This window comes from Anaerostipes sp. Marseille-Q3525 (assembly GCF_018223505.1).
Lineage (GTDB): Bacteria > Bacillota > Clostridia > Lachnospirales > Lachnospiraceae > Anaerostipes > Anaerostipes amylophilus.
Genome location: NZ_JAGTTT010000001.1, coordinates 166,230 through 180,397, shown reverse-complemented (window position 1 = coordinate 180,397; position 14,168 = coordinate 166,230). Strand labels below are relative to the sequence as shown.

6 protein-coding genes and 2 tRNA genes are annotated in these 14,168 nt (G+C 39.3%); all 8 read right to left on the bottom strand.

Annotation, left to right across the window (positions count from 1 at the left end; all coding sequences use genetic code 11):
- Positions 1 to 477 carry a 2-C-methyl-D-erythritol 2,4-cyclodiphosphate synthase gene (gene ispF / locus KE503_RS00870; RefSeq protein ID WP_022375033.1) on the bottom strand — a complete coding sequence of 159 codons (477 nt, stop codon included), beginning with the start codon at positions 475 to 477 and terminating at the stop codon, positions 1 to 3.
- 192 nt (positions 478 to 669) lie between these two features.
- Positions 670 to 743 (bottom strand) — tRNA-Met (locus tag KE503_RS00865).
- Between the two features lie 37 nt (positions 744 to 780).
- Positions 781 to 853 (bottom strand) — tRNA-Val (locus tag KE503_RS00860).
- Between the two features lie 117 nt (positions 854 to 970).
- Positions 971 to 4,264, bottom strand: a complete 3,294-nt coding sequence (locus KE503_RS00855) for an Ig-like domain-containing protein (RefSeq protein ID WP_212384284.1) — start codon at positions 4,262 to 4,264, stop codon at positions 971 to 973.
- A gap of 115 nt (positions 4,265 to 4,379) precedes the next feature.
- Positions 4,380 to 10,832 (bottom strand): SpaA isopeptide-forming pilin-related protein, encoded by a 6,453-nt coding sequence (locus KE503_RS00850; RefSeq protein ID WP_249182918.1) that lies wholly within the window; start codon positions 10,830 to 10,832, stop codon positions 4,380 to 4,382.
- 73 nt (positions 10,833 to 10,905) lie between these two features.
- A complete protein-coding gene (locus KE503_RS00845; RefSeq protein WP_212384282.1) occupies positions 10,906 to 12,393 on the bottom strand; it encodes an InlB B-repeat-containing protein in 1,488 nt (495 codons plus the stop codon).
- Positions 12,377 to 13,234 (bottom strand): class C sortase, encoded by an 858-nt coding sequence (locus tag KE503_RS00840; RefSeq protein WP_212384281.1) that lies wholly within the window; start codon positions 13,232 to 13,234, stop codon positions 12,377 to 12,379. Before KE503_RS00840 ends, KE503_RS00845 begins: the two co-directional genes overlap by 17 nt.
- Positions 13,231 to 14,112: a class C sortase gene (locus KE503_RS00835; protein ID WP_212384280.1), complete on the bottom strand. Its 882-nt coding sequence runs from the start codon at positions 14,110 to 14,112 to the stop codon at positions 13,231 to 13,233. Before KE503_RS00835 ends, KE503_RS00840 begins: the two co-directional genes overlap by 4 nt.
- Positions 14,113 to 14,168 lie beyond the last annotated feature (56 nt).

The window sequence follows — 14,168 nt, the reverse complement described above, 5'->3', positions numbered from 1 at the left end:
TTATTTCCTCTCGTTTAGCAAACATACAGCTTGTGCGCTAATTCCAAGCCCTTCTCCTGTAAATCCTAAGTGTTCTTCTGTTGTTGCCTTGACGTTCACCTGATCTGGATCAACTTTGAGAACTTTGCTGATGTTTTCTTTCATCATTGGAATATAATTTAATAACTTTGGTCTCTGTGCGATCACTGTTGCATCAACATTTCCTACCTCGTATCCCTTGTCTTCAATCAGTTTCACTACTTCTTCTAATAATTTCATGCTGTCTGCATTATGATATGCAGGATCTGTATCTGGAAAATGTTTTCCAATATCTCCGAGTGCTGCTGCCCCCAGGATTGCATCTGTGATCGCATGCAGCAAAACATCTGCGTCTGAATGACCTAATAGTCCCTTCTCGTAAGGTACTTTTACACCACCTAAGATCAGGTCTCTTCCTTCTACTAATTTGTGGACATCATATCCCATTCCTACACGCATATATAAGTTCTCCTTTTTTGTTTTTATTATAACATGATTAAATTTTTTTATCATCTTTTCGGCAAAATTTCTGGGGATGGTTTTGAAGAATTTTATTCATTATGTGATTGAGAAAAAGTGTAACTATCAGAAAGCCTTATAAGCATTTATAAAGAAAAAAGACATATTCCTAATGAATATGTCTTAGTTAAGTAGCGATGAGCAGATTCGAACTGCTGACACTACGGGTATGAACCGTATGCTCTAGCCAACTGAGCTACATCGCCATATGTTATGAAATTACTCCATGAAGTTCATGGATAGTGGGACCAATAGGACTCGAACCTATGACCCTCTGCTTGTAAGGCAGATGCTCTCCCAGCTGAGCTATGATCCCTTGTGTCTTTCAAGCTCTCTTGCCTGACGACAAATAATAATATACTCTCATTTTCGATAAATGTCAACACTTTTTTGAAAGTTTTTTTAATTTTTTTAAAAAGCTCGTAAAAATGGCTTATTTACGAGCTTTGTTGTGTGTTGTTTTTTTTATATTATCGAAAGTTACCATGCAGCCAAACTTCTTCTTGCCTACCATCACTGTGATCTTTGCTTTTCCTTTCTTTACTGCTGTAATCTTTCCTTTGGATGTTACTTTTACGATCTTCTTGTTGGAAGTCTTGTATTTTGCTTTATAAGTACATGTGATCGGATTGATCACTGGTTTTAACTGATAAGATCTCTTGCGTTTTAGTGTCAGCTTCTTTGGTACATTTTTAATGAATGTACAGGCTACTGCTTTTTTCTGTACTTTAACACCGATTGTCTTTTTCAGGTTTGATCTCATTGTGATCGTGATCTTTGCACTTCCAGTTTTCTTACCGGCTTTGATGATACATGTTCCATTTGGTTTCCCTGAAACAGTTACGATCTTCTTGTTGCTGCTTACCCATGACTTAACAGAATCTCCTTTTGCTATATCAGTTAATGTGAATTTCTGTGTTTTCTGTCTACATTTTAACTGTAGTTTTGGTGTATTGACCTTTAAGACTGGTTTTAGTTTGTCTCCAACAATCCTTGTTTCTTTTTTACCGCAGGCATTACAGGTACGTTTCTGTACAGCTCCGCTGTAGATACTCTGGGCTTTTACAGTCTTCCAGGAATCAAACTTGTGCCCAGTCGCTGGAATCGTCTCTGTCTTTGTTTCTCCACAGTTCTTGCAAGTATAGATCTTTGTTCCTTCTTTCTTGCAGGTCGCAGCTTCGGTTACTTTTCCACTATTCCAAGAATGTCCAGTGGCTTTCACTACTGCTCCTTTACTGATCAGCTGACCACAATCCTTGCAATAAGTGTCACCTGTGTAACCATCTTCTTCACAAGTTACTTCTTTTTTATCACGGACTTCTGTATGCTGATGCCCAGTGGCAGGAATCGTTTCTACATATGTTTTATCACAATCTGCATCCGTACAATGATACGTTTTCTCTCCGTTTTCTGTACAAGTAGCTTTCTTTGTGATCGTTCCCTGATCCAAATGGTGGGATGTAACTGGAATCTTTTCTGTCTTTGTTTCGCCACATGTCTTACAGGTGTATGTCTTAACACCTTCCTCGGTTTCTGTTGCTTCTTTTGTAATCACTCCGTTATCCCATGTATGACCGAGTTTATTGACCACTGTTCCAGATTCCAGTTTTGTATTACAGTCTGTACAGTAGGTATCTCCGGTGTAACCATCTTCGGTACAGGTAGCTTTCTTTGCGTTTCTTACTTCTTTGTGCTGATGTCCGGTAGCAGGAATGACTTCTGTCTTTGTCGTATTGCAGACAGTACAGGTATAAGTCTTTTCTCCATCTTCCGTACAGGTAGCTTCTTTTGTTACTTTTCCGTTATCCCAGGAATGCTCTCCTAATGGATTACTTAATGTCACATCTTTTGTCTCTCCACAAACGCTGCACTTATAATGTTGGATTTCTCCAATGGTGCATGTAGCAGGTGTTGTTGAGACAAGTTTCCATGAATGATCGACTTTATCAAGGACATCAACTTCTCGGTCTCCGCAGTTCTTACAGATCCTGTGTCTTACTCCGTATTTTTTGCATGTTGGAGCCTGATCAAGAACCCATTCTCCGTAGTCATGTTCTTTTTCTACCAGTTTTGGAATCACGGTTCCTGTTTCCCGTTTCTTACCACAATCTTTACAGTAAGTATCTCCAGTATAACCATCGTCTGTATAAGTTGCATCCTTTTTGTTACGGACTTCTGTATGGATATGGCCAGTCGCAGGTGTCTGTTTTTTTGATGTTGTAAGTCCGCAGTTTTTACATACATAGTAACTGACGCCTCTGGATGTACAGGTTGCCGGAGTTTCGACATGCTCTTCATAGTCATGTTTTGTTTTTGGGATCTCTTCGTTTTTTGTTCCACCACAGCGAGTACAGGTATAAGTCTTAACTCCTGTTTCGGAACAGGTAGCTTCTTTTGTAACCTTTCCTTCATCCCAGGTATGACCTAGGGCGGGTTTGGTTTCTACTTGTTTTTTTCTTCCACAAAGACTATGTGTACACGTATAAGTTGTAATTTCAGGATTTTCACAAGATTGCTCTTGAGTGATTTTTGCATTACCCCATTCATGACCAAGGGCCGGTGCTGTTTCTACATACTTTTTATATAAACATCCCTTATTTTTGCAAGAATATACTGTTGTTGCAGGGTTTTCACATGTAGCTCCATTGTGTCCACTTTCCCATAAATCATGATTTCCTTTGCATATGGAATGTTCTTTCAAGTAGTCATCCTGTGAGATATTTTTATAGGTATCCTCTATTGTAGTATTATCTGGAGTATAAAGACTGAATAGATATTTTTGACCAAGTAACAGTTCTCTTCCCGGTTCTCCATCCTCTTTAAAATAAGCATTTGTAGGATCTACATAGTAGTATGTTCCATCAATCTGAACCAGATTCCATGCATGTCGAATTCTATTACTGTTTGTTATACCATCTTCAAACAAAGCATTTAATCCTACAGCATTTGCCATATAATAAAAAGTCCCTGCATACCCATCGCAAACTGCTAATCCATCTAAAACGGCTCCGGTTAAATCGTGTTGGTATTTTGTTTCGTTATCTTCATCATATCGCACATTTGAAACAATCCAGTTTGTAACTGCTTTAAATTTATCATAATCCGATTTCCCATCAAGATTCAATGATTTAATAACTTCATCTAATTTTTTTGTCGCTTTTTGATATCTATCCCGTCTATCTCCATATCCGCCATTCCCAGAATAGTATCCTTTATATCCACCATCTGAATATTTTATCCCATCTGAACAATTCTCTGCCAACAGATTACCACCACCAACAGTAAATGCAGACATTGTATGCCCTTCATTTGGTTTCCCTGTATCTTTATAAATTTCATTACGAATATCTTTATCACATTTTCCATTCTCGATTTCTTCAATCGTATGATCCGATTTTATTTCAACGGGAATATCAAAATCATACCTTGCATATTTATTTTCAAGAAAGATTCTTTTTGCTATGGAAGCAATTTCTTTAACCATTTGATCATACGATGTGTATACACAGGTTTTATCCGTTACACACTCAATATTTCCATACTGATCTTCCCTGTAATAAAAACCATCTACACTAGAATCAGCTAATTTAGTCCACGTTCTATCCGATTCTTCTGCATGCACATAAACCGCTGTATTCGGTAATACCCCCGTTGTTACCGTAGCAACAGATAACACAACCGCCATTGCTGCAGCCATTACCCTTTTTCCTTTTCTTCCTTTACTCATAATAATCTATCCTCCATCTATTTACTTCTTGTACTTCCTTTCTTTTCGCTATTTCCTTCGTTTGATCTTGTCCAAAGAGCATTTATCTTCTTGAATAATTCATTAAACTCATTTCTTATTTCTTTCTAAAGATCACAATTCCTTTTTTCTTTTTGAAGTAATAGAATACTACAGCTAAGATCAATGCAAAACCACCGATTAATGGTACATAAGCTTTGATATTATTGAATCCACCAGTAGTTGGCAGTTTCAGGTTTGCATCATTTGTGATCTCATACGTTGGATGATAGAAATAATAAGTATCTCCCTGCTTGATGGCATTGGAGGTATCTACATTTCCCTTGTCTACTTCTGCCTGTGTTACAGATAACGGAAGAGTTACGACCAGAGGTTCTTTTAGCAGATTCTTGCCGCTGGCTGTTTTGGTTTCCGTGATCGTGTAAGTATCTGGCAGCAGATCATCAAACAGAAGTTCTCCTTTTTCATCCGTTTCCTTGGTTGCAACTTCTTTTCTATCAGAATCCTTGATCGTAAACCGAACACCTTTTAAGACTTTTCCTTTGGAGTCTTTCTTCTTTAGCTTAATGCTTCCTTTGATCATCTGGTTTCGGAAGGTTGCTTCTCCTGTGATTTTTGCAGATGCACTGCTTTCTTCCGGTCCGATGTCAAACGTAACCGTTCCTGCTTTCTGATCCACTCTTCCATTGGTACTCGTCGTTGAGAGATGATTCAGCTTAAAGTATTCTTTCATGCCGCTTTCACTGCATGTATAAGTTCCATAGTACAGATCATCAAATGTTGTTGAAAGGCTGATCATCTTTCCAGGGTTTTCTTTTGTGAAGTTTTCCACTTCATTTTTCGTAAATTTCACATCTTTTTTATAAGCATGCTTCTTTCCGTAAACATCGGTTCCTGTCAGGCCGAATGTAAATACAGCATCTCCAACATCCATGTTCAGATTGGATGGATCTAATTCTTTTGTGATGGTAATGCTTCCTCTGCCCGGTGTATGAGAGTTGGTTGCGATCGTTGTGTCAGAATCATCTTCATCATCGTATGAAACCTTGTATCCGATCTGTTCATTTCCTATCGCAACACCTTCTTTTACCTCTTCCCATGTATACTCGATCTCATTTCCATTCTCGCATTTTGGAAGGACTTTTGATCTTGTTTTCCATCCGTTTTCGGAATTTAAGGTTACGATATCTACCACATCTTTTCCGTTTGCTAACAGATTAAACCTTACGGAATCTGGACGGATCTTATCCTGATCATTTTCATCATCCCATACTTTTCGGATCGTTTTCTGTACGGTCTTTGGTTTATGTGTGTTTGTGATATTGGTTGTGATCGTTGTGATATCACTGGATTTATCTGTAGATTCCTTTACTTCATAAGCAATCTCATATCCAGTCTTGGCATTTCCATTCACAACAGAGGATGAATCCTCTTTGACTTCATATTCATACTTTTCGCCAAGATCATCTTCTTTTGGAAGATCATTAAATTCTGCCGTCCAGTTATTAGCTACACTTAATATTTGATCTTTTTGCATATCTGTTCCATTACGATATAATTTGATATTTACTGAATCCGGACGGATTCCATCACTGTTATTACTGTCATCCCAGTTTTTCTTAACAACAAGTTTTACACTTCCACCTTTATCATATTTGTTTGTATAAGATAACGTATAGGTATTTTTGTCCCAATCGCCACCTGCTTCACTGACTCTTGTATAATTAGCTGCATTACAAACCTCGCTAAACGTATAGTTTCCTTCCTCGCCTCGCTTGATATCTGTCTGCATGGCCCAGTTGTTATCCTTATTCAGCACATAAGTCTTCACTTCATGTGTGTTCTTATTTTCTGCTTTGATCGTCACTGATACTGGTCTTGTGTTCATGGAGTTGTTATCATCGATCCAATATTTCTTCACCTGCACATAGTCAGAAGGATTGTTGACCAGCGTCTTGGAATCATGGACATATGTTATTTCATCATTGTTAGTATTTCCCTGTGTCGCCACGTCATGGATGAAATCTGCGGTCTGATCATTTAAGACCTCTCCACTGAATGTCATCGTTTCATCAGACTTTCCATATCCAAGTGGTGCTTCCACTTCTTCTACGGTGTACATTTCTTTTCCAACACCGTCTTTTGCATAAATGCCAGTTGGCAGTCCAAAGAATTCCAGATAACCGAACTGATCATCTCCGGAAACCGTGGTTGCGATCGTATCTCCTTTGTGAAAGATCGTCTTTTCATCCTTATTTACGATCTCACAGGCTGCTTTTAATGCAAACTTCGCACCTGGCAACATCTCTCCTTTCTTATCTGTCTTGATAAACTGAATGCTGTACTTCTGTAACAGATCGTTACATTCCAGATTGATATCTATGTGCTTGTCAGTATCAAGAGATACATCGACATCTTCCGGATCGATCACATTGACTGTTGTTTCGATCGAATCATAGCCTTTGTATTTTCCGGAATCTTTAAAGGAGATCGTTACTTTCTGTTTTCCGGCAGCTTCTGCGGTTTCCGGTTCAAAGGTTACATCATCATCCGTTACATCAGTAAGCTCCTGTTGTCCATCATCGTCATAATCGCTTGAGAATGCAAAATCATCTGCATGATAGACTGCACCTTTTACAAAATCTGTTTTTGGTGTGGCACTGATACCGGTAACTTTTGCATCCGTGTAATCATCGTCTGCCTTTACCATCTGATCCTGTGCATAGGTCGTCTTTAAGCTTGTACAGCCATAGAACATCTTTCGTACATCTTCCACATTTGAAGTATTAAAACTGGAAAGATCTAATTCTTTTAATCCGGTACAGTTGGCAAACATTTCAGACATATCTGCAACTTTGGATGTATCAATGTTCTTAAAATTGATCTTTGTCAGACTCTTGCATTCTGAGAACATCTTACTGGAGATCGTGTTCATGTAAATGACCTGATCTGCTTTCTGGGAGGAAATATAATAATCATTTCCATCGTTCCATAAGACGATACTTCCGTCTTTGTCCTGTGAAACGTCTTTGGTATCTGTTCCATCCGGAGCATTTTCCCATGTAAATGTAATACTTTCTGCATCCTGGATCTCCTGATTCAATGCTTCTCCCGTTTCCAGTACATAGATCCCGCCGTTTGGAGAAGGTGTATTGTTTCCATGTGGTTCTTCCACATCCGGAACATCCTCCGTGTCTCTGATATCGTTCATCTTTCCAGGTTTTGTATCCCAGTTGATCACGACCTCCTGTTCTTCCTTGTCGATACAATATCCGTTTGGTCCTGATATCTCTTTCACATAATAAGTTCCCTGATAAAAGTCCGTGGTATCTTTTCCATCGTCTCCTTTTCTGGTAAATTGTACGGCTTTGTCTTTCAATGTTGTTTTCTGGTCGATCAGAGTTCCGGCTTTCCAGACAAGAGTTCCATCGTCTTTTTGGATGTCCTCTTTGGCATACAGTCCATATACAGCTCCGCTGATCTGGTCATTTTCATAAACAAAGCTGGCATCTTCAAATCCGCTTAACGTTTCACCTGTCTTTTTTAGTGAAACAGATCCATACACTGGTTCATCGGTATCTTCATAGGTGTAAGTACCATTTCCATCGCTGTCGTAGTCCACACTTTGAAGATCTAAGGTAAATTCTTTCGCTGTATCATTTTTATTGTATCCATCCGGAGATTTTGTTTCTTTGATCTTGTAATGGCCATAAGGCAGCTTGCATGTCGCATATCCGTCTTTCATCGTTCCGGAGGTCAATCTTGCGATTTCTTTTCCATCATCATCGTAAATGACATATTCTGCATCATTTAACAGTTTCTTTGTTTCTTTGGAACGTTTTACCAGAACAAAATCGATCTCATTTTCCTGATCAACATAACTGTATTTGATCGTTTTTCCCTTATCTTTCTTGGTCAGCACGATGACCTGATCTTCTAAGAATGCATGTTTGTTCGAACCACTCTTCTGATGTAATGTGTACATTCCAAGGGCGATACCACTGACTGTTGCAGTCCCCTCTGATCCTGTGGTCAGCGTTGTTACAACGTTTCCATCCTGATCGATCAGTTCAAAGACTGCTCCTGTTTCAGCTTCCGTTTTTGTATCGGATACTTTCTTTTCCTTTTTGATCTGGATCGATGCGGAATCGGAATATACATCTTTTGCAGTAAATTCATAAACTTTCATGCCATCGACTTCTTTTGGTTTATGATCTCTGGAATCATAGACAGGGGCCAAGTCATATCCTTCGGCTCCTTTTGTCTGAACAACAATAAAATCATGATCTGCTTTCAGGTCTTCCAGAAGAAGGCTTGCGATTCCTTTTGCATCTGTTGTTATCGTTCCGATCACGGCATCTTTCGCCAGGGAATCGATATAATCTTTTCTGTTTTCTTCTGTATCAAGATCTGTATTTTTATATCCATCTGCTTTGGATGCATCTAAGATGGTAAATTCTGCGGATACTTCGGCTTCTTCCACCTTATTTTTTTCCATTGTTTTCTTGATCATGAGTTTCTTTCCGATCCATGGATTCTTAAGATCATACATATGGTTTGTTTTATCTCCGTCTTTTAATGTGACATCGAAATCTTTTACAAATGCATAATTATCTGATCCTTTGATCTGATGTACCGTGTAAGTCCCAGGATCCAACTGTCTGGATGAAGCATATCCATTTTCATCGGTTGTCAGTGTCTCAACGACTTTCTGATCTGATTTTCTGATGATCTCAAATTTGGCTCCGGCTTCTGGTCTCTCTGTGTTTGTGGATGTCTGTGTATCCGTGATGACCTTTGTTTTTGAAATGGAGATCGCGGCAGCTTCTCTTGGGTTGTTCGCTTCGATCTGATAAGTTTTTATGGACCCATCGATCACTTTTATCATATCTGGGATCTTGGAGAATCCATCCGTTCCTTTGGTCTGATGTAAGCGGTAAGGACCATATGGAAGCTCTTTACTCGTTGCCATTCCATCACTTCCGGTTGTGATCGTATCGACCAGCTGATTTTTACTGTCATATATTTCAAATACCGCTCCGGATTCCGCCTTTTTATCATTATCATAGGTTTTGTGGATCTGCAGCTTTCCTTTGACTGGTGTTTCATATACAGTAATGAGCTGATCATTGTTCAGTGTGATATTTGTACTGTCTTTGTTCAGTTCAAATCCTTTCGGTGGATTCTTTTCTTTGACATAGTACTCTCCGACCGGCAGTTTCTTTGCACATCCATAACCCGTCGCATCGGTAATGATCGTTGCGACTTCACTGTCTTTTTTATATCTGACAGTTTTGTTATCGGATGCGAGAATATCAGATCTGGCATAAACTCCATATTCTGCATTTGCATAGGTTGCATCTGTCCCAAAGTCTTCCAGGATACTTCTTTTGTTCAGTTCCAGATCGATCGTTTTTTCTGTATCATACATACTTCCAAGATCGACCTTTGCCGTTTTTCCCGTTGCTTTTTTTGTTTTTGTTGTTGTGTTTTTATTATGCCTTACATCTGCTTCGATCTCTTTTGCCGTCCACGTATGTGTCTTGGATCTCTTATCCTCAATGATCCCCTGCAGTAATTTGGCGACTTCTTCTTCCGCCGCAGCTTTGGCCTTGGCTTTGGAATCATAGTATCCTTTTTCCGTATACGATTCCTGATCATCTTTCGATAATTCTTTCCAGTTCTTAATGTATTTTTTGGTTACCTTTTTTGTTCCAGAAGAAATCGTCTCATTATATGTAAGACTGGCAACACCTTTTTCATCTGTCACTGCTGTACCAACGGATTTTCCATCCCTGAAAAACTGGAACTTGACGCCGGATAATACAACAGCTGTTGCCTGATCACGTTTTGTGATCTTCACTTCCGTTTGATCACTTTCCGATGTACTGTCTGAATATATATATGAACCGGTCTTCGCCGGAGTTACATCTTTCGTCATACGATATAACATCTGATGTTTATCATGCTTCTTTCCTTTTACACAGTGTGTCACTGTATAGTAATAGATCGTACCTTTTGGATCTGTTTTCTTGATCTTATCGCAGAAAGCCTTTGCATCACTGCTTGAAAACTTATCATTCAGATTTTTTCCTGCCTGATAAACCGTTGTCTTTTTGCTGACACCTGCTCCACATGCCCAGATATAGGCCTGTGTTAATGCAAATGCCTTTGTATTTTTGGAACTCTTCCAGTAATAATAAGTCAGAGCTTTTGCAACTCCCTGATTCTTATAAGTCACAGCGTTGTGTGTCTTATACTTTACAGTGTCACCATTACACATGGATTTTCCGGAATTTAGGCAAAAGGTTCCTTTTCCATTTGCAGTGATCTTCCATAGTCCTTCACTTGCCGGCCGGTTTAACGCACTGATCTTATTACAATCCATGACCTGACTCATACCAACGGTCGCTGTTCCTTCTTTCGCCGCAACATTGACGACTGGTGCTGGCATTCCGGCCATTCCTCCAAACAACGAAGAAAAAAGTGTTAACAAGGCCAGGAAGAACGTCCCGATCTTTTTCAGTTTTCTTTTCAACTTGTATTTCATAGTTCCCTCCTGATTCATTTGATCTTATCCATTTTTATCGTAACAGCAGAAAGAGGACTTCCTGCTGTTATCTTTATCGATACCGATCTGTAAAATATCCGGGAGCATCTGTCTTATCAATGTTTGCATATTCGGAGTCCGTATGAGCATGACTATATCCTGTTCCATTCTGCCCTTCGATCTCAATGTCTCCGGTAAACATGCCTTCATCATGGATGATGTTTGTTTTATTGATGCTTCCGTCATTCTTTTTCCATATCGCATACAGCTTGATGGTCTTTCCGGCATCTGTAAGATCAGAGACAGCTGCTCCATTCGTATAATCTGCCCTGACTGCATCCGGAGTCTTTGCCCATCCTACAAACGTATATCCTTTTCTGGTAAACAGACCGGATGGTATGGTATAAGATTCTCCTGTCTTTACCGGTATGATCTTTGCATCTGCCTGTGCTCCATTTGGCATGAAGCTGATCTTATACTGGCCATTTCCCCATATCGCATATAAGGTAAGGTCAGAAGCCGTCTGATATTTGATCGCTTCCTGATCTTCGTAAGCTGCAACATCTCCATCCTTTGTCTTACTCCATCCAAGGAACTGATAGCCGTTATTTGTAAATGTATTTTTGGGAAGTGTGAACGAACCATCATATGTCACGGTACTGTCATTCATTGTTCCGCTTCCACCATTGGAATTGTAATGGATCTTATACTGATTTGCTTTCCACTGGGCATATAAAGTTAATGCTTTCCCGCAGATCGTACTGTTTGTCGTATAAGACATCCCTGTACTGTTTGCCGTATCCTTCCATCCGGTAAGGGTGTATCCTGTTCGATTTGCCACTGGAAATGTCAGTTTACTTCCACAGGCAAAACTTTTTGTTGAATCTGCGGATGCGATCGTTCCATTGTTCCCTTTATAAGTCACTTTGTATTGTGTCTTATTTAGGTTGATCGTAACTTTACAATCATAGTATCTGTAATATTTCTGGTCACTTGGTTTTTTATACGGTGCAACACCGGTGTCATAAGCACTCAGTCCGATCGTAGTTTCAAAATCCGTTTGTTCTTTCGTGCTGTGATCGGGTGTTTTTGTCAGTTTATGCGACTGGCTGGATGGTGCATCATATGTCACATTGTTATATTTTTGATGAGCCGGAACCGTATATTTTACTTTTACGCTAATCCATGAATACGATCCAGAATTGGATTTTGTTGTTTTAACTGACGTTGTAGAAAGTTTCAAACCATATGGATTCGGATTGCTTGCAGAGACCTGTTTGATATTCAGTGTCCGGCTTGCATTATCGAATGAATAGTTTTTACAGGCTAATCCAGAATGGGTTACCTGTAGTTTTAATGTGGAAGTTCCCGATGGACCTTTTACTTCAACATAGGTATATTTATCATTGTTTGGGAATGATGTACTTCCCGCATTTTCTTTCGTCTTATAGGATGCCTGTACCAAATCGTGCCATGTAAGGACGGTAATAAAACTTATGGCAATCACAAGTGCCAATATCGCATATCCTTTTTTGCCTTTCATCTTATCCCTTTTTTTCATGTCCTTTTCCTCCTTTCCTTTTGTCTGATCTTATAAGTTCCATTCCAAAAAAGAGCAAGATCCCTAACCCTGCATATCGGACGATCTTCTCTCTTTGAATATCCCATTTGGAAGATTCAAAAGAAGTATCATTCATTGTACGGATCTTTTGAGCTGGAAGCTTTTGTCCCTGATCTCTTATGCAATAAACCACATATCGAAATTTTCCATGACTGCGGTATGGATGACAGGTAAGAAGTGTTACCATATCTTTTTCTTTCTGAATCCGGATCTGATCTGAATCATCCGGTTTTATGATCTTGATCTTTTCGACCCGATAAGAAAGTTTTTCCCATGGGTTTTGAATGGTGACTTTGTCTCCTGCTTTCAGCTTCTCGATCTCCCTGAAATATAGGATCCCCTGATATCCACGATGTGCAGCGATCACACAGTTACTGTTCTTCGTGCCAAGCGGTAATGATGTCTCTCCCATGATCGCAGCACCTTTTCTCATGTTTTCTAAGGTTGCTCCAAGATACAGTGGAAGTTTGACATGCATCTTTTTGATCCTGATATATCCAAAGTTGCTCCTGCCATCTTTCAACCGGATCGGTGACGTGCGATAACTCCAGACATCCTTTAGATCTTTCTGGCCTTCTTTATAGATCTTTTGATCATACTGTACGGCCTCCTGATAGAAAGGATCTTTTTCCTTCGGAATCTTCTTTTCCTTTTGAAAGGCTTTGATCTCCTGATCTGCATTTTTTTGTTGTCTATACGCAGAAAAATCGGGAGAAAGAAACAAAAAGGTTCCGATCCCCATTAAGATAATGCCTAATAAATTGATCAGATTCCTTTTCATTCCTCTCTCCCTTTCTTTCTGTTGATTTGTCTATGTTCTGTTTTCTTTCGATGAAGCTTTTGAAATACTTTTCCTAATAAGATCAGGGCTGTAACGATCATAAGCCCGATGGCGATCGCTTTTTTATAAGTTCTCATCCACTGGGAATCCTGATTTCTTGGCCGTATCGATGATCGTTGTTTCTTTACATATTTGGTTCTGACACCCCGTACCAGTAAACGATGGTCATTGACTCCATATGGGGTACATGTTACCAGTGTCACATAATCTTTTCCTTTGACGATCTGGAGTTTTCTTGTATCCTCTGGTCTTACCACAGAGATCTGATCCACTTTATAAGCTAAGGTTCGATCCAGTACATGAATAAAGAACAAATCCTCTTTTTTCATTTCCGTCAGATCTGTAAATAACTTTGCGGAACTAAGTCCGGTATGTCCAGTTAATACACTATGGGTACTTTTTCCACCTACCGGAATCGAAGATGCTGCAAGATGCCCAACTCCACGTTCCAGTATTTCTGCATCTGTACCGTGATAGATTGGGAGATTGACTGAGATACAGGGAATTTCCAGATATCCCATCACTCCTGAATGATCGATATTTAAGATATTATTATAGATCAGTGTCTCTCCATTGCTTTTTTTGACTTTGAACGGGTCCGTCAATTGTACCACTGACTTAATCAGGTCTTTGTTATATTCTTCCGCTTTCCGAAATGCCTGTTCTTTTTGCTTCTGATCATAGGTTTTTGCCTGTTTTTCATAGGACTTGATCGTTGAACCAGCACTTTTTTCAAACATGTAGTTACTGATGAACGGATAAGACAACAAGGCAAAACCAAACAATATGATCAGTATTGGAATGATTTTTTGTCTCATATTTTTAAGATCACCCTGCCAGTTGCCTGACAGGGTTTATCAAAACATTTTTAAGT

Excerpts from the sequence above, each read along its gene's own strand:
- ispF (WP_022375033.1), bottom strand. The coding sequence starts at position 477 with ATGCGTGTAGGAATGGGATATGATGTCCACAAATTAGTAGAAGGAAGA.
- KE503_RS00855 (WP_212384284.1), bottom strand. The coding sequence starts at position 4,264 with ATGAGTAAAGGAAGAAAAGGAAAAAGGGTAATGGCTGCAGCAATGGCG.
- KE503_RS00850 (WP_249182918.1), bottom strand. The coding sequence starts at position 10,832 with ATGAAATACAAGTTGAAAAGAAAACTGAAAAAGATCGGGACGTTCTTC.
- KE503_RS00845 (WP_212384282.1), bottom strand. The coding sequence starts at position 12,393 with ATGAAAAAAAGGGATAAGATGAAAGGCAAAAAAGGATATGCGATATTG.
- KE503_RS00840 (WP_212384281.1), bottom strand. The coding sequence starts at position 13,234 with ATGAAAAGGAATCTGATCAATTTATTAGGCATTATCTTAATGGGGATC.
- KE503_RS00835 (WP_212384280.1), bottom strand. The coding sequence starts at position 14,112 with ATGAGACAAAAAATCATTCCAATACTGATCATATTGTTTGGTTTTGCC.